Origin of the sequence: Negadavirga shengliensis (assembly GCF_042652345.1) — a bacterium.
In the GTDB taxonomy this organism is placed as follows: Bacteria; Bacteroidota; Bacteroidia; order Cytophagales; family Cyclobacteriaceae; genus Negadavirga; species Negadavirga shengliensis.
In genome coordinates this window covers 349523-366839 of record NZ_JBHSJJ010000005.1, presented here as the reverse complement: position 1 = coordinate 366839, position 17317 = coordinate 349523, and the positions used below count along the sequence as shown (strand labels likewise).

16 protein-coding genes are annotated in these 17317 nt (G+C 44.2%); 4 read left to right on the top strand and 12 right to left on the bottom strand.

Features of this window, described 5'->3' with window-relative positions; genetic code table 11:
* Positions 1 to 17 precede the first annotated feature (17 nt).
* The 6 genes from atpG to atpB form a co-directional block, all read right to left on the bottom strand.
* Positions 18 to 893, bottom strand: a complete 876-nt coding sequence (atpG, locus tag ACFPFU_RS11450) for an ATP synthase F1 subunit gamma (protein ID WP_377064589.1) — start codon at positions 891 to 893, stop codon at positions 18 to 20.
* Positions 894 to 938: 45 nt separating this feature from the next.
* Positions 939 to 2519, bottom strand: coding sequence for a F0F1 ATP synthase subunit alpha (gene atpA / locus ACFPFU_RS11445; protein WP_377064587.1), 1581 nt, complete (start codon positions 2517 to 2519; stop codon positions 939 to 941).
* 39 nt (positions 2520 to 2558) lie between these two features.
* The gene (gene atpH / locus ACFPFU_RS11440) at positions 2559 to 3119 is read right to left on the bottom strand and encodes an ATP synthase F1 subunit delta (RefSeq protein ID WP_377064585.1); all 561 of its coding nucleotides are present in this window, start codon (positions 3117 to 3119) and stop codon (positions 2559 to 2561) included.
* A gap of 6 nt (positions 3120 to 3125) precedes the next feature.
* Positions 3126 to 3620 carry a F0F1 ATP synthase subunit B gene (locus tag ACFPFU_RS11435; protein ID WP_377064583.1) on the bottom strand — a complete coding sequence of 165 codons (495 nt, stop codon included), beginning with the start codon at positions 3618 to 3620 and terminating at the stop codon, positions 3126 to 3128.
* Between the two features lie 75 nt (positions 3621 to 3695).
* A complete protein-coding gene (atpE, locus tag ACFPFU_RS11430) occupies positions 3696 to 3953 on the bottom strand; it encodes an ATP synthase F0 subunit C (protein WP_377064581.1) in 258 nt (85 codons plus the stop codon).
* A gap of 41 nt (positions 3954 to 3994) precedes the next feature.
* Complete coding sequence (gene atpB / locus ACFPFU_RS11425) at positions 3995 to 5017, bottom strand: F0F1 ATP synthase subunit A (protein ID WP_377064579.1); 1023 nt, start codon at positions 5015 to 5017, stop codon at positions 3995 to 3997.
* A gap of 226 nt (positions 5018 to 5243) precedes the next feature.
* Here atpB and ACFPFU_RS11420 point away from each other — a divergent pair, with 226 nt between their 5' ends.
* Positions 5244 to 5426 (top strand): hypothetical protein, encoded by a 183-nt coding sequence (locus ACFPFU_RS11420; protein ID WP_377064577.1) that lies wholly within the window; start codon positions 5244 to 5246, stop codon positions 5424 to 5426.
* Between the two features lie 12 nt (positions 5427 to 5438).
* Here the strand turns inward: ACFPFU_RS11420 and ACFPFU_RS11415 are convergent, their stop codons facing one another.
* From ACFPFU_RS11415 to ACFPFU_RS11405, 3 genes are read right to left on the bottom strand one after another with little or no spacing between them, the layout of a single operon-like run.
* Entirely contained in the window at positions 5439 to 5678 is a 240-nt protein-coding gene (locus tag ACFPFU_RS11415; protein WP_377064575.1) for an AtpZ/AtpI family protein, read from the bottom strand.
* Positions 5641 to 6075, bottom strand: a complete 435-nt coding sequence (locus ACFPFU_RS11410) for a bactofilin family protein (protein ID WP_377064573.1) — start codon at positions 6073 to 6075, stop codon at positions 5641 to 5643. The genes ACFPFU_RS11415 and ACFPFU_RS11410 overlap by 38 nt, the downstream gene beginning before the upstream one ends.
* Position 6076: 1 nt before the next feature.
* On the bottom strand, positions 6077 to 6952 hold the full coding sequence (locus tag ACFPFU_RS11405) for a M23 family metallopeptidase (protein ID WP_377064571.1): 876 nt from the start codon (positions 6950 to 6952) through the stop codon (positions 6077 to 6079).
* A 110-nt stretch (positions 6953 to 7062) separates the two neighbouring features.
* Here ACFPFU_RS11405 and porW point away from each other — a divergent pair, with 110 nt between their 5' ends.
* The 3 genes from porW to uvrC all read left to right on the top strand — a co-directional run bounded on the left by porW (position 7063) and on the right by uvrC (position 13912).
* A complete protein-coding gene (gene porW, locus ACFPFU_RS11400; RefSeq protein ID WP_377064569.1) occupies positions 7063 to 9729 on the top strand; it encodes a type IX secretion system periplasmic lipoprotein PorW/SprE in 2667 nt (888 codons plus the stop codon).
* An 8-nt stretch (positions 9730 to 9737) separates the two neighbouring features.
* Positions 9738 to 12050 carry a penicillin-binding protein 1A gene (locus tag ACFPFU_RS11395; protein ID WP_377064567.1) on the top strand — a complete coding sequence of 771 codons (2313 nt, stop codon included), beginning with the start codon at positions 9738 to 9740 and terminating at the stop codon, positions 12048 to 12050.
* Between the two features lie 65 nt (positions 12051 to 12115).
* Positions 12116 to 13912, top strand: a complete 1797-nt coding sequence (gene uvrC / locus ACFPFU_RS11390) for an excinuclease ABC subunit UvrC (protein ID WP_377064686.1) — start codon at positions 12116 to 12118, stop codon at positions 13910 to 13912.
* Positions 13913 to 13948: 36 nt separating this feature from the next.
* On the opposite strand, the gene porN is transcribed toward uvrC, so the two are convergent.
* The 3 genes from porN to porL are packed head-to-tail and all read right to left on the bottom strand — an operon-like array spanning position 13949 to position 17309.
* Positions 13949 to 14773: a type IX secretion system ring subunit PorN/GldN gene (gene porN / locus ACFPFU_RS11385; RefSeq protein WP_377064565.1), complete on the bottom strand. Its 825-nt coding sequence runs from the start codon at positions 14771 to 14773 to the stop codon at positions 13949 to 13951.
* A 60-nt stretch (positions 14774 to 14833) separates the two neighbouring features.
* The gene (porM, locus tag ACFPFU_RS11380; RefSeq protein ID WP_377064563.1) at positions 14834 to 16438 is read right to left on the bottom strand and encodes a type IX secretion system motor protein PorM/GldM; all 1605 of its coding nucleotides are present in this window, start codon (positions 16436 to 16438) and stop codon (positions 14834 to 14836) included.
* A gap of 58 nt (positions 16439 to 16496) precedes the next feature.
* On the bottom strand, positions 16497 to 17309 hold the full coding sequence (gene porL / locus ACFPFU_RS11375) for a type IX secretion system motor protein PorL/GldL (RefSeq protein WP_417574905.1): 813 nt from the start codon (positions 17307 to 17309) through the stop codon (positions 16497 to 16499).
* Between the last annotated feature and the right edge of the window lie 8 nt (positions 17310 to 17317).

Sequence of the window (17317 nt, the reverse complement as noted above, 5' to 3'; positions counted from 1 at the left end):
CAGTGTACCATATGTCGTTAGTCACTGCTTTCCAAGGCATTGGCACCGGCTACGATTTCAAGGATTTCGTTGGTGATGGCTGCCTGGCGTGTCCTGTTATAGATCAGCTTCAGCTCTTTCAACAGCTCGGCGGCGTTGTCGGTAGCCTTGCTCATGGCAGTCATCCTGGCCCCATGTTCAGAAGCGTTGCTGTCCAAAACGGCCTTGTAAAACTGAATCTTCAAGGAGTTTGGTACCAGTTCTTCTATAATGTATTCTTTGGAGGGCTCTACGATATAATCCTGCTGCTGCTGGCTTGTTTCTTCAGATGCTGTTTTTACAATGGGAAGAAATTGTTCCTTCACCACAATCTGGGTGGCCACATTCTTGAATTCGTTGTAGACCAAAATCACTTTGTCATACTGCCCTGAAACAAAAGCGTCCATTACCTCTTCAGCCGCTCTCTTAACATTGTCAAAAGAAACATCTTCAAATAACTGGTAATAATCAGCCTTAAGCGGATAGGACTTCTTTCTGAAATAGTCGAAAGCCTTCTTTCCTATGGGCATTATGGTGATGGCCTTGCCAGCATACTCGTTTTCCAAGGTGGCCATAGTGGCCTTTATGATGTTGGAATTGAAAGCCCCACACAAGCCTTTATCCGAGGTAATGGGCACGATCAACACATTTCCAACCGCACGTTCCTGGGCATAAACAATGTCGGTACTGCCTTCACTGCCTGATGAAATATTGTTCAGGATGGCAGTAAGCTTTTGGGAGTAGGGCCGCATCTGGATGATTTTATCCTGGGCTCTTCTCAGTTTGGCAGCGGCCACCATCTTCATTGCTTTGGTGATCTGCTGGGTAGAGCTTACCGAATTGATTCTTTCTTTTACTTCCTTTAGGTTAGCCATGATAATCTTTAATCCTCCAATTAACCCCTATTAACCAATGAGGCCTTATTTTTTGGCATATTTCGGCGCCAGTTCACCGACGGCTTTCTTCAAAAGATCACCTGCAGTGTCCAGATCACCCTTTCTGATAGCAGTCAGCGCTTCAGGATATTGTGCCGTGATCAGCGTATAAAAGTCTTTTTCGAAAGCTTTTACATTTTCTACCGGCACACTGTCCAATAAACCTTTGGTGGACACATAGATGATAGCCACCTGAAGCTCTACTTTAACAGGAGAGTACTGCCCTTGCTTTAGAATTTCCTGATTCCTTCTACCACGTTCAATGGTACGTTTGGTGGTGGGGTCCAGATCAGATCCGAATTTGGAGAAGGCTTCCAATTCCCGGAACTGCGCCTGATCCAGTTTCAAAGTACCGGCCACTTTCTTCATGGCTTTGATCTGGGCATTCCCTCCAACCCGGGATACAGAAATACCCACGTTGATGGCTGGACGGATGCCGGCGTTGAACAGGTTGGTTTCGAGGAATATCTGTCCGTCTGTAATGGAGATTACGTTTGTAGGAATGTAAGCTGAAACGTCCCCGGCCTGTGTTTCGATGATCGGGAGTGCCGTCAAGGATCCGCCCCCCTTTACCAAATCTTTGATGGAAGGTGGCAGGTCATTCATTTGCTGGGCAATTTGATCTGAGGCGTTGATCTTAGCCGCCCTTTCCAGTAGTCTGGAGTGGAGGTAAAACACGTCACCGGGATAGGCTTCCCGTCCAGGAGGTCTTCTCAGCAACAGGGATACTTCCCTATATGCCACGGCCTGCTTGGAAAGATCATCATAAACCACCAAAGCCGGTCTGCCCGTATCACGGAAAAACTCACCAATGGCGGCACCTGTAAACGGGGCAAAGAACTGCATCGGAGCAGGGTCTGCCGCCGCTGCACTCACCACGGTGGTATAAGGAAGGGCGCCTCCTTTTTCCAATGCGGCCACCACGTTGGCAACTGTAGAAGCTTTCTGGCCCACGGCTACATAAATACAATAAACCGGTTCCCCTTTGTCGTAAAATTCTTTTTGGTTCAAAATAGTATCGATGGCCACCGCGGTCTTACCCGTTTGTCTGTCCCCGATAATCAACTCCCGCTGTCCCCTTCCAATGGGGATCATGGCATCTATGGATTTGATACCGGTTTGAAGCGGCTCGTTTACAGGCTGTCTGTATATTACACCCGGAGCTTTTCTTTCAAGGGGCATCTCATAAAGATCTCCTTCAAGAGGACCTTTTCCGTCTATGGGGTTCCCCAACGTATCCACTACCCTTCCGAGCATGCCTTCCCCTACGTTGATGGCGGCAATTCTTTTGGTCCTTTTTACCGTGTCACCCTCCCTAATGGTTTTGGAATCACCGAAAAGCACGGCACCTACGTTATCTTCTTCAAGATTAAGCACCATTGCTTTCATACCGCTTTCGAACTCAATCAACTCACCGGCCTGCGCTTTGGAAAGTCCGTATATCCGGGCGACACCGTCACCTACCTGTAGGACGGTACCCACTTCTTCAAGTTCAGCCTGTGTTTTGGCTCCTGAGAGCTGCTCTTTTAAAATTGCCGAAACTTCATCAGGTCTTACATCTGCCATTACTATATTGGATTATTATTTACTACAGCGATCTATTTTTTAAAATTTCTTTTCGTAAAGATTTTGGGTAAAATCCAGATGAAGTGCTCTCAGTTTACTTTTGAGGGATTCATCCAACTGTCTGTCTTCTATCTTTAACACAAATCCACCGATAAGGTCTTTATCCACCTTCTCGTCCAACTCCACCTTATCCTTACCGGAAATTTCCTTCACTATTTTGGAAAACTCCGCTCTTAGCTTGTCACTTAGAGGGACAGTAGTTACCACTTCAGCAGACTGTATGCCTTCGTGGACATTGTATTGTTTTAGAAACTCCTTGGCCATCAAAGGCAGAAAAGCTTCCCTCCCCTTATGGCTGACCAATTCTAAAAATGACAAGGTCAGTTCTGAGGATCCTGTTTTGAAAAGGGATTTCAGTACCTCCAGTTTTTTTTCCGAACTGACTATAGGGCTTTTGATAAGCGTTGCAAACTCCGCATCGGTTTCATTAAGCAGGACAAGTCTGTTCATATCCTCACGCACCTGCTCCGTAATGCCTTTTGCTTCGGCTAGTTCCAAAAGCGATTTGGCGTACCGGGAAGCTACTCTGTATGCTGACATGGATCTTTAATTTAATTTGATTTCCTTCACGAATTTCTCCACCAGTTCTTTCTGGGAAGCATCATCAGAAAGGTTTTGCCGAAGAAGTTTCTCGGCAATCTGCAAAGAAAGCTCCGCTACCTGGATTCTTACATCCGCCAGTGCAGCCTGCTTTTCTGTTTCTATAACCGCCTTAGCCTCTTCAATCATTTTCGCTCCTGCTTTTGAAGCCTCTCCTTTAGCCTCTTCCATTATTTTGGAAGCATAATCATGGGCAGATTTAAGGATTTCATCTCTTTCCACCCGGGCTTCCTGAAGAAGTTTCTCGTTTTCGGCCACGAGGTTGGACATTTCCATTCTTGCCTTTTCAGCTTCTGACAGGGATGCCTCAATGGTCCCCTCCCTTTCTTCCAAAGCAGAAAGAATAGGCTTCCAGGCATATTTTGCCAATAAAATAAACAGGATGGCAAATCCAATGAATTGCCAGATAATCAAACCTAAATCGGGACTAATCAGATCCATGATATTATTGTATTATTTATTCCGTTATTGTTCAACCTGCAAAAACAAGGACTGGCCTAATGCCAGTCCCGTTTTTTAGAAAGTTAAGTTATCGTTCAGAGCGATCAGCAAACAGACAACCACTGCGAACAGAGAAACCACTTCAATAAGAGCGGCAATGATCAACATGGCAGTTTGGATTTTTCCAGCTGCTTCCGGTTGACGGGCAATGCCTTCCATAGCTTGTCCACCGATACGGCCAATACCCAGACCTGCGCCTATCGCGACAATTCCGGCACCGATACCAGCACCCATAAGTGCAAAACCGGCAGTCAATAATAATGAAGTTAACATACTCGTGATTTATTTATAAAATTGAACAAAGAAATGCTTGATTAATGATCATGCCCATGGTCAGCGACGGCCGCTCCGATATACATCGCCGAGAACAGGGTAAACACATATGCCTGGATAGTGGCAACCAACAATTCGATCAGGTTGATGAAAACCACCATCAAGGTACTCGCCAAACCTACCGCATAGGATTCAAATACAAATATCAATCCAATGAAGCTCAGGATGACGATGTGACCCGCCGTGATGGCCACAAAGAGACGGACCGTCAAGGCAAATGGCTTCGTAAACAAACCGATGATTTCAACGGGCACGATGATAAATAACAACGGCAGTGGCACGCCCGGAGTAGCCACCACGTGCTTCCAATAGGCTTTGTTGCCATTAAAATTGGTAACAAAGAAAGTAAACATGGCCAATGTAACCGTAACCGCTATATTTCCCGTAAGATTGGCTGCACCGGGCAGCAAGCCCAGCAGGTTACCGATCCAGATAAAGAAGAACAGCGTCAATAAGTAGGGTGTAAACTTTTTGTATTTCGGCCCGATATTAGGCAATGCAATCTCATCCCTGACAAAGATGATGATGGGTTCTATAAATGAGGCTATTCCTTTCGGCGCAGCATTGGGATGTCTGCGGTAATGTTTGGATGCGGAAAGCATCAGGTAAAGCATCACGGCCAAAACCAAAAAAAGCATGGCCACATTTTTGGTAATGGAGAGATCCACAATCGATCTGCTTTCATCTACAGGCCTGATCTTATCATGATCGTCTATATAATAGCCGTTATGCTCTTTTCCAAATAGATGGGTATCCGGATCCACAAATGAGGAGGAAGAATATACTTCAAAACCTCTATCGGGTGAGTAAATAATCACCGGCAGGTGAAGGGTAATATGCGTGTGTCCTATAGTGGCAAAATGCCAGGCGTGGGAATCTTTCACGTGGTGCATGATGAAACCTGTCTTGTCTTCATCATCTCCGGTGGCAGCATATACTGCGGACGAAAAAGTCAGCAAAACCACTGACAATAAGATAGTTAACCTTAAGAATTTGCGGACCATCAAAATATTTTTTATTGCCTATTTCGAATGAAGGCGCAAATTAGTTATTAAGCCGTACATATCAAACAATAAGTACAACAAATAAATCATAAAGAAATCAACCACAAACCAAAGTATATTTTCATCCTCCTGCCATAAAATCAAAAAAACGAAGCCAATACTGCACAGTAGTCGGAAAACAACGGTCGCCAAAATGACGGATACGGAATTAAATTCTTCTCTCTTCATGAGTTTTTCAGAGACCACGGCTGTAAGGGCGGTAAGTACGGCAAAAAAAAGGATGATGTGCCAGATTTTGTCATGGATCCATTTACCCGGAAAAAATATCTCAGCCATTAGCGTTATAAAAGCCAACGCCACAGTCAAAGTAAGCAGGCGGAAAAGGGAGGATTTGAGAAGGGGCATTTAATTATCGGGACATTTATTTTTCTTTGTCGGCATCTGACTGGATGGACCGGTATAATTGATAAAACGCAATAAGGATGGAAAGAAAACAGAACAACAGTAACCACAAAGGGAAATTCATTTGGCTCTTCTGGTGCAGGACATAACCAAAATAAGTGCCCAGCCCAATAATGATGGACATCTGAAAGGCCAACCCGAAATATTTCACATATACGGGTCTATCGGCCTGAGGAGACTTGTCTTTTCTCACTGCCATCCTGGACCCTGTCCACTTTTAGGTGATCTTCCTGGGATTTTCCCATTTTACATTGGCCGTTGAATTCGGCGCCGTTTTCTATAATCAGTTTTTTGGTGTAAATATCCCCCAAGATTAAAGCCGTTTTTTTGAGAAATAACAATTCCGAACATCTGATTTCCCCATCTACTCTACCGGCGATTTCCACATCTGCCGCTTTGACGTCCCCGTTAACCTTTGCTGACTCCCCAATGATGATTTTTTGCTGGGATTCCAGACTGCCCTCCACGGTACCTTCCACCCGGATATTGCCATGGGTTGCTATATTTCCGACAATGACCGTTCCAGTCGCGACAAGATTACTTGAGGTAACTATTTCATTTTGGTTTTTCCTGTCTTCCGTATTTTTTTTTACCATATCAATCAAACGTAATGAACTCCTGGGGGTCAAGGGGGTTTCCTTTGTACCATATTTCCAAGTGAAGGTGTTGGCCTGTGGTTTGTTCCCCGGTATTCCCGATGATGGCCACAATTTCACCGCCCCTTACCGGATCACCAACAGATTTCAATATTACAGAATTATGTTTGTAAATTGAAATCAATTCATTGGAATGCTGCACACCGGCTACATAACCGGTTTCCAATGTCCATGAGGCAAAAATAATGGTGCCATCAGCTATTGCCTTTACCGGTTCGTTCTCAGCGGCGACCACATCTATCCCAAAGTGGTTTTTAGAAGGCGTAAAACCGCTCACCACCACCCCCTTTACGGGTGGAAAGAAATAATTATCAGAAAAAGACCCGCTGCTTATTCCGGCAAAACTGCCTTCATCCAAAGGCAGCGACTCAAATTCACTGATGATGCTCTTGGTGGCATCACTGGATCGGTACAGGTCGATTTCACCGCGGGTGGCCTCAAGTCTGCCATCCTCAATCTTCCCCCCTTCTTCCCGGAAATCTTCCTGCTCGTCTCCGGAAATCACCTTCTGGATGTTTTTCACATACCTGTCTTTGGCCTGAACTTCCAGAATAAGTGAGTCTATCGATTCAGATAAAGCATATATTTTTGCCGTATTTTCAGATTCAATATAACTGGGGTCAAACCATCGGGCCAAGAGGGTCTTTGACAGAAACAAAGAAACACCAAAACAGACCATGATCAGCAGAAGCAACAATAAACCTACCTTGATTTTCGTAATATTAAATGAAGTGATGACGGAAAAGTCTTCCTCTCTCCTTATTACTATAAGGAATTTGGTTTCTATCCAGTCATTCAGTTTTTGTTTTATGCGCAATGGATCTTTGTTTAGTTAAGTTATGTTCTACAAAAATAGAATTTAAATGCCAGCATTTAAGTTTTTATTTCAAAAGAGCTAATTTGGCAGAGATTTCAAATCATAATAAATTGAACAAAATACTCTTGTTTGCGGTTGCCCTTTTGGGTACAAGCCTGGTGTTTTCCTGCTCCTCCCAAAAAAACACCTTTACTAACCGGCTCTATCATAATACAACGGCCCGGTTCAACGCCTATTATTTTGCCAAGGAAAAAATATCAGCGTTTGAAGACGAGGTGGAGAACGCATACAGAGAGGACTTCTCACAGGTTTTACCGGTTTTTTTTCCCATAGACAGTGCCATCGTAGAATCCCAGGAAGATCTTCTGAATGAAGCAAGAGAAATGGCCTCCAAAGCCATCGACTGGCACAGAATCAGCAAATGGGTAAATCCCTCTTATTTTCTTGTCGGAAAGATCGATTATTATAAAGGTGAATTTGATGAGGCACAAAATACTTTTAAGTACCTCAATGTGAATGCCAAACAGGATGACGTCCGGCATCTTGCCTTAATCCAACTCCTCAGGTCATTCATAGATCTGAAAAAATTTGACGATGCTGCTTATGTCATTGACTATCTGTCTAAAGAAACCCGTATAAGCAAAGAAAACAAGCAATATCTTTATAAGACCCTCGCCTACTATTACGAGACGAGGGGGGAACAGGACATGATCGTACCGTCTCTTTATAAAGCCTTGGAATTTACCGACAATAAAAAAGAAAGTTCCCGTCTTAATTTCATCATGGGGCAACTCTACCAAAAAGCGGGACTTGATGCCTTTGCCTATGAATACTATCAAAAATCACTGAATGGGAGCCCTAATTACGAAAGGACTTTCTTTGCCCAACTGTATTCCCAACAGGTGGCTGAACTTGAGAAAAGCAAGGACCTTAAAAGGGTGAGGACCTATTATGACGACTTATATAAGGACCGGAAAAACATAGAATTCAGGGATGTAGTGCTTTATGAAAAAGCAAAGTTTGAACTCAATCAGGGAGAGACTGAGGAAGGTATCAGGTTACTGACTTTGGCAGCCAAAGAACCGAATGAAAATCAGAGACAAAAAGGGTATATCTATCAGGAATTGGCGGAAATATTCCTCAATAAAAAAAACGACTACCTCACCACCAAATATTACCTGGACAGTGCCCTTCAGAATTTCAGGGAAACCGACAGGAATTACGCGGCTTTGGCGATGCAGAAAGAAATATTTGATCAATACGCGGACAACTATGAACTCCTTCAGAAAAACGATAGTCTTATCCGGTTGAGCCAACTCAGTCCTGAAGAGCAAGAGGTCTTTGTGGAAAAATTTCTCAAAAGTGAAGAAGACCGTTTGATCAAAGAAGCAGAACTGGCCAATGCCAAAAAGTCGGCTGGCATCTTTGACAATCTGCTGGCATTTGGGGGAAGAGGTTCAGGCTCGTCTTTTTATTGGGACAACGCCGTGGCGATGCAAAGAGGCGCTTTGGAATTTACCAGAGTGTGGGGTAACCGCTCTCTTACCGACAACTGGAGAAGAAGTAACCGGAGCTTTCAGGATCGGTCGTCAAATGATTCTCTTGAAGCGACGGATTCAGGGGATCCGGATGAAGCTTTGGAAACCACTGCAGGGGAAGATGCTGAAGACCAACAACCTTTGGCCTCACAACTTCCTGATAAAGCAACCCTCCTGAGCCATATACCCAAAGACCAAGAAAGCATTGACCTCATGATGGATGAAATGGAAGGCGCCTATTTTAATCTTGGCAAGCTTCTTTATTTCGATCTCAAAGAACCGAAAGAAGCGATAAAATACCTGGAAAAACTGGTAGAAAACTATCCCCATTCACCTAAAAAGCCCGAAGCATATTATACCCTATATCTCGCCCACAAAGACCTGGGAGGGGATTTTAAGCGGTTTGACAATCTCCTCAATACCGAATATCCCGAATCCCAATACACCAAATCAATCAATAATCCCGAGGAAGTTTCAGGGTCTCAGGCCAATTTTGAATCTGCCCAAAACTATAAAGAGGCTTATGAATTGTTTAAAAACGGGGAATATGCCCAAGCTAGATCCATCATAAGGACCTCGCTGGATGCCTATCCACTTTCAAAAAATGCTGAAAGGTTACTTCTATTGGACATCATAATCACCGGAAAGACCGAACACCTGGATTTATACAGAGAAAGGCTGGAAACTTACGTAAACAATGCCTCAAACAAAGATCTGTCGGAGCTTGCCACAAAAATGCTCCAGGCAGTAGTCAAGGGGGACCCTGATGCAGATCAACCGGGTCAGCTTGCAACAAGTGAATCTTCTCAGGAAGAAAATGGCTTGGATGAAAAAGGAAACAAGGAATCCGAAAGTGATCAGGGAGATCAGTCTCCTTATAGGGACAACAAAAACCAAACCCACATCTTTATATTGACGTTGAGTCCCGACGTGGCTTCGGAGGCAAAGAACCTTACCGCAGATTTAGAGAACTTCCACACACAAAAATTCCCGAATGACCGTTTAAGAACCGGTACCATTGCCCTTACCCGTGAAACCACCATTTTGATTATAAGCCCGTTTTCAAATGCCAACAGATCCATCAGCTATCAGAAAGAGTTTTTAAATAGTTTTAACACAGAATATTTAACTGAGGAGTTAAAAAAGAGTAGTTTTGTAATCTCGATTGAGAATTTCCAGCAACTCAATAAAAGAAAAGACATAGAAGAATACAGGGCTTTTTACAAAGTCTCTTATTAAGTATCAAAATGAATAAAAAGAATAAAATGAGTTACCAGCTCAACGATGATAAGATCATCAGGTATTTATGGCTGGTATTTATAGCAGGAATAGTAGGACTTGTGATCTTTGTATTGGCTGTCGGTGTTAATTTCCTGGGGCTGTTTGGGGAGATCCCTGAATTCAAATCGCTTGAAAACCCCGAAAGTGAACTGGCCTCGGAACTATATTCGGCTGATGGCGTGCAATTGGGTAAATATTACCGGGAAAACAGAAGTCCTGTAACATATAATGAATTGTCTCCCAACGTCATCCAAGCTTTATTGGCTACAGAGGACATCAGGTTTGAAGAACATTCGGGGATTGATGCAAGAGGTTTGTCCAGGGTACTGTTCAAAACCCTTTTGTTGGGTCAGAAAAGTGCGGGTGGGGGCAGTACACTGAGTCAACAGACCGCGAAGAACCTCTTTAAAACCAGAACCCAGGCTTCCCAGGGACTCCTGAGCAGGGTTCCCGGCCTCAGCATGTTGATCATCAAAACAAAAGAATGGATCGTGGCGGCACGACTGGAAAGGTCTTATACAAAAGACGAGATCCTTACCATGTATCTGAATACCTCGGAATTCGGAAGCAATGCCTATGGAATCAAGACAGCGGCGAAGACCTTTTTCAACAAGGAGCCCAATGAACTGACGATACAGGAGTCTGCAACCCTGGTGGGTCTTTTCAAGGCACCATCCTATTACAGTCCGGTATACAACCCGGATAATGCCATGAGGAGAAGGAATACCGTTCTGGGTCAAATGCGGAAGTATGACTTTATTACCGCCGCCGAATATGATTCCATATCATCGCTGCCCATAGAACTGGAATATCAGGTTGAAAACCACAATCAGGGGCTCGCCACTTATTTTCGGGAAGTGGTAAAAGCGGATTTGCTGAAATGGACCCGTGAAAACCTGAAGGCAGATGGTACCAACTATGACCTTTTTGGTGACGGACTCAGAATCTTCACGACCATTGACAGCCGTATCCAGCGTTACGCAGAGGAAGCCGTCGCCGAACATATGCCCGGTCTTCAGGAAAGATTCGAAAAAGAGGTAGGGAACAGGGAGCCATGGATTGATAATCGGGGCAGGCCTATACCGAACTTTATAGAAACCGCAGTGAAAAGGACAGAAGCTTACCGGAACCTGCGCAACCGCTATGGTGACAACATGGACAGCATCAATCACAAGCTGAACGAGAAAAAAAGAATGAAGGTGTTTTCATGGGAAAAAGGGGAAATTGATACGCTCATGAGTACCATGGATTCCATGAGGCATTATAAAAAATACCTTCAGGCGGGCTTTGTTTCCATGGATCCCCATACAGGACACATCAAAGCCTGGGTCGGGGGGATCAATCACAAACATTTTAAATATGACCATGTGAAGCAAGGGAAAAGGCAGCCGGGTTCCACCTTCAAGCCATTTGTCTACGCCGCCGCCATTGAAAACGGCTATGGTCCTTGCTACACCGTAATTGACCAACCTGTAGAGGTGAATATCCCCAATCAGCCTACATGGAGACCAAGTAATTCCAATAACAAATTCACCCATGAGAGGATGACCATCCGCAAGGCCATGGCGCAGTCTGTCAATTCTGTCACCGCTTATATGATGAAAAAATTAAGTCCTAAAGTGGTGGTAGAAACCGCTCATCGGCTTGGCATCAGCAGCCAGCTTGATGAAGTCCCCGCATTGGCATTGGGGACAAGCGATGTATCCATCCTGGAGATGGTGGGCGCATTCGGCACTTTTGCCAACAAGGGCGAGCATATTACCCCTATGTATCTGGACAGGATAGAGGACAAAAACGGCAATGTACTGCATCAATTCGTGCCAAGAAAGAAGCCTGCCATGAGTGAGGAACACGCCTATATTATGCTTTATATGCTCCGTGGCGGCACGGAGGAAGAGGGGGGTACCAGCCAGGGAATCCCCTGGGCCCTGAGAGATGAAGGCAATGAGATCGGGGGCAAAACCGGCACCACACAGAACGCTTCAGACGGCTGGTACATGGGAGTGACCAAGGACCTTGTAAGCGGCGTGTGGGTAGGCGGTGATGACCGTGCCATACATTTCAGGAGTTGGATCAGTGGGCAGGGCTCAAGGACAGCCCGTCCTGTTTGGTCAAATTTCATGGCAAAAGTATACGATGACACTTCTTTGGGTATCACAAAAGGTCCCTTTCCAAGACCGGAGAGACCTTTGAGTATAGAAATAGACTGCTCAAGATATGATCTTGAAAGGGATATTTATGGTGAATTTGACTATGACGCCACAAGCACGGATTTCTAAAAAATCCAGTGGCATTCCATGAAAATTTTTGAATCGAAAAACAGTGTGTGCATGCCATGATGGACATGTTATCCCCTTCTTATAAACCTGAGGACTATCCCCTGCTCCCGGACCTTCCCGGAGTTTACAGGTACTACAATAAGGAAGGAGAGCTCATCTATGTGGGCAAGGCAAAAAACTTGAAAAAGCGGGTTTCCAGCTACTTCATCAAGAGCTCCGGTATCAACCACAAAACAAGAAGAATGGTAAAGGAGATCAAAAAGATCGAAATTGCCATTGTCAATTCGGAATTCGATGCTTTACTGCTGGAAAACAACCTTATTAAAAAATCACAACCCAAATATAATGTCCTGCTCAAGGATGACAAGACGTATCCCTACCTGCTTCTTACAAAAGAGCATTTTCCGAGGATATTTCCCACGCGGAGGGTAATTCCCTCCAAAGGAACCTATTTCGGTCCCTTTGCCAGCGTTAGGGGAATGCACAACGTATTGGACCTTATCCGTTCACTTTTCAATATCAGAACCTGCAAACTGGATCTTTCTCCCGGGAAAATCGCCACCTCAAAATACAAGGTGTGTCTGGAATATCATATCGGCAACTGCCTGGGTCCCTGTGAAGGGCTGCAAAAAGAACACGACTACCTTCAGGACATAGAACAGGCCAAAAACATTCTCAAGGGAAATTTAGCCGTTGCCAAATCCCATTTTAAGGAAAAAATGAGGGAGGCGGCAGAAAAGTTGGCTTTTGAAGAGGCGCAGCATTATAAAGAAAAACTGGACTTATTGGAAATGTACCAGGCAAAGTCTCTGGTGATCAATCCCAACGTGAGCAGCCTGGATGTGTTTTCCATTGTCAGCGAAGAAAAATTCGCTTTTGTAAATTATCTGAAAATAAAAAACGGGGCGATCATCCTCACCAAAACGGTTGAGCTTAAGAAGAAACTGGATGAACCGGACGCTGAGCTGCTGGAAACCGCCCTTATCCACTTAAGGGATCAATTCCAAAGCGACGCCAGGGAAATTCTTGTAAACACCCCCCTGGAAACAGCCGTGGAAGGTTTGCAGATCACCCTGCCAAAAATAGGAGATAAAAAAAAGCTCGTTGACCTCAGCTTAAAGAATGCCCTCTATTATAAAAAGGAAAAAGCACTGGCATCCGGTGAAAACCGTGATAAAAAGAACCGTGTCCTCAAACAGCTCCAAAAGGACCTGTCATTGCTCCAACTACCCGATCATATAGAATGTTTTGACAATTCCAACATTCAAGGAGCCAATCCGGTAGCCAGCATGGTTTGTTTCATGGACGGCAAACCCGCAAAAAAAGAATACCGGCATTATCATATCAAAACTGTTACGGGACCTAATGATTTTGCCAGTATGGAAGAAGTGGTAGGCCGCCGGTATAAAAAACTACTGGAGGAGGCTAAACCTTTGCCCAAACTTGTTGTGATTGACGGGGGGAAGGGGCAATTGTCATCGGCAGTCCAGGCTTTAAAAAACCTTGGGATTTATGGTCAGGTCCCCATTATAGGGATTGCCAAGAGGTTGGAAGAAATCTATTTCCCCGGAGACAGCTATCCGTTGTTCATCGATAAAAAATCAGAGTCATTGCGATTGCTGCAGAAGATAAGGGATGAAGCGCATCGTTTTGCCATTACTTTTCACAGGAATGTCCGAAGCAAAAATGCGTTTGGCACGCAACTTACTTCCATACCAGGCATTGGCGAAAATACTGCCCAAAAGCTCTTGAAAGCATTCAAATCCGTGAAAAAAATAAGAGAAGCGAAAAAAGAAGACCTGATTACGGTTGTTGGACCGGACAAAGCTGAAAAACTCTGGCACGCTTTTCATCATTCATAAAAAAAGCGGGACGTTCATCCCGCTTTTCTTCTTTTCTTACCATTCCCAAAGGGTGTTTTCCCATTCCAAAAGTCCATATTCAAACTCCAACGAGTTGAGAAACGCCTGGAGCTGTGGATTGGGACTGTCCGGATCAACCATATCCGCAATCAGTGCATTATCGGGATTGGTGTATTTTCTTACTACAGATCTAAAAAGCCTTAAATCAAAAGCCTGACTGTAGGACATATTTTTAGATGAATTCTGAAAATTCAGCCATTTGGCATCGGGATGATCTTTGAAATGGTTATAAAAATCCTTGTACCGGATAAAGGCGATGGTTTGTTGCCCAGCTCCCGCGTTGGTTTCGGAAGGCATTACCAATTCGATATATTTCACATCAAATTTTATTTCCGAACGATGCTTATCAAAGAGAAAATCTTCCTTAAAATCAAGAAAATAAAGATCCTTTACGAATACACTGTCTCCATTTGCGGCGATCCAAAAATTACTTTGGAACTCACTTATGGAAAGAGGTTGGGTAAATTCCTCATCGGCAAATATTTCAAAAGCATTTTCATTTACCACGGCATTATAAATATTATTAATAATGCCATCCGCTTTTAAGCCACCGGTTCCATACAGAGGAAGGTTAAACTTTTCCCTGAGATCAATTCTTCTCCAGACGCCAATTTGATACATTTTATCGTCTTCTCTGATCGGCAAAACAGAATAAACGGTATCAATATCGAACTCGTTATCACCATTTAAAGCTGGGCGCTGGCTACTGGCGGCATCTTGAGCGCATAATTCCGCTCCACCCAAGCCAACAAAAGCAATCAGCAGGCAGGCTGACAAAATTGATTTAAATGATATCTTCATGACTTCTTGTAATTTACTTGCTCCCTTCCTTTACATTCGAACGAATTGATTTCTATTATATTATCTCAATGAAATAGGAAACACTTCGTTCACGCTGCTTTTGATCTTATTCCCCTGGAAATTGGTTCGTGTCACTTCATTCACGATAACCACCAACCTGTCCCCGGGCTGCGCCTGGGCCAGCAGGCTGGTCCGGATGGCCACATCCTCACCGCTTATGTTAACGGTGGCTCTCGGCACATCATTTCTCACCAATCTCACTTCCCCAGCCGTCACTTCAAAGTTGGCATCCTTCGGCATGGTCCGTCCAAAAGTCGGTTCCGGTATGGCCCTGACTTTAAAATTACTCAGCGCACTGATTGCTGAAGGGTTTTGCAAATCTATGGCCCTGTCTCCACTATAGGGTCTGATAGTAGGTGCCGGCACCGGCCTTATATCATATTCCACAGATCCAATCCTATTCCCTCCACTGGATACACCGATATTAACTTTCCCTGATGACCCCGGTATGATGGTTACATCTCCGGGACGTGATCCCCTGATCGCCTGTCCTCCGCTGACCGAAAAGTCCGGTGCATAGGAATTCCCGAGGGCAGGGACATCAATAAACAGTTCATTGGCACACTCTGCAAAAAGCTGATTCACAACTTCGGAGGATACCTTGATGACGGGTTGGGCAACAAAATATTCGTAATCGATTGTAAATAAGCTGTCCTTTCCGCCTATCGGAACTGTAATTTCCCCTTTCAATATTCTTGGGGCCAAGCCCCTGTCGTCATAATTAGATGCGGGGGCCACGTTGAACTCGATTTTACCAAATCCATCTACGACCGGAACTTCCCTACCGTCAGCCGACATTCTAAGTTCTGCTGAAGATGAGGAGGAAGCCAAGAACAAGTCTGCCTCAAACTTTGTGCCTGCCGCCACGACATTAGAGTTGGCAGCCACACGGGGCATCAATTTATCTGCTTCGAAAATAAAAGATCCCAGGGAGTTGGTAATCGCAGTAAGCGCTTCGCTTTCCACATTCAGCACCTCATTCTGATGCTGGCTAATGATAGCTAAAACCGCCCCGATTGGGGATTTTACATAATTCAGATTAACATAATCTTTATAATTGACATCGACATTATTCCTGAACAAGTCAATGTCTCTGGCATCTTTTGCAAGATTTTCAAACGTAAGATTGATTCCCAGGCCCGCTAAAATTCCGGAGATTTCGTCAGGATAGCTGTTGAGCCTTTCCTGCATTTCATAGCCTATCCTGTTGTTGTTGAATATATTCCCGGGAATATCCACGTTTTTCAATGCAGCGGTCTTAAAATCCCCTTCGTCATTGATCGCATTGGACACTTCTATCAAATTTCTCTTTTGATCTTCCAGATACTGATAAAGATCCGCACTCATCGTTCTGATTTGTCTGGCAGCATCTACTTTGGGCAGATCCAACTCGTTGCTTCCTTGCTGTTCCACCGTGGATGCGATAATGTTTACCGAAAACTCATTCTTCTGTATATAGTTTTTTGAAGTTCTTTCCAGACCATCGTTTATGAGTACAAATTTTTGTAATATCTGATTACTAACTTGCAGAGCCAAAAGCGCGGTGAGGACCAGGTACATCATCCCGATCATCTTCTGCCTTGGCGTTTCTTTACCACCCGCCATATTATCTCGTAAGTTTTACTAAATTCAAGTTTGACATATACCAACCGTTAAGAGCGAATTATCCCTTCATCGCGGTTAGCATTCCACCGTATATTTTATTAAGGGCATTCACGTTACTGTTGAGTTTGGCCAACTCATTTTTGAAAGCCTCCGTCTCTTTGCCCGCTTCGGTAATCCCCTCCATAGCAGCAGTGACGTTGGAATAAAACTTGTTGATGGTTTTGGCGTGCGTGTTAGCGTCTTTTAATTCTTCCTCATAAACTGAATTAAGAGCCGCCAGGTTTTTAGTCACAGTGGAGATTTGGTCCCTGTATGCTTTTGCATCCTGGGTTGCAGATGTCATCTCAGAGAGTGCCACCGCTGTTTTAGAATAAGATTCATTGATGTTAATCAAGGTCTGTGAAGCCCTTTTTACATTGTTAGCATAGTCGTTTGTGGCCAATGCTGCATCGGATAAGTTGCTCATTTTCTCTGTAGAACTGGCAAGATTTTGCATGCCTTTACCGAGGCTCTCAATCAGTTCCGGACCTATTTTGGCTTTTTCAAGCATTTCGTCCAGCTTTTGAGAAGTTTGGTCAGAAGGTGCCACAGCAGTTCTCCTTCTGGAAGGGTCAGCACCGGTGTTCTCCTCTCCCAATTCAGGATACACCTTTGTCCAATCAAGGTCTTCCGCCTTGGGTTCAAATGCAGACAAAAAGAAAATAATTGCTTCAGTTGTAAGTCCCACACCGATCATCAATGAAGCAAAGGGCCAGTCCAATATTTTAAACATGGCACCCAAGATTACAATAGCGGCACCTATACCGTAGATCTTCGGCATTATGGTGCTATAAAATTTATGAGCGAACGAATTGTTTTTTTCTGTTGACATATTTTTCT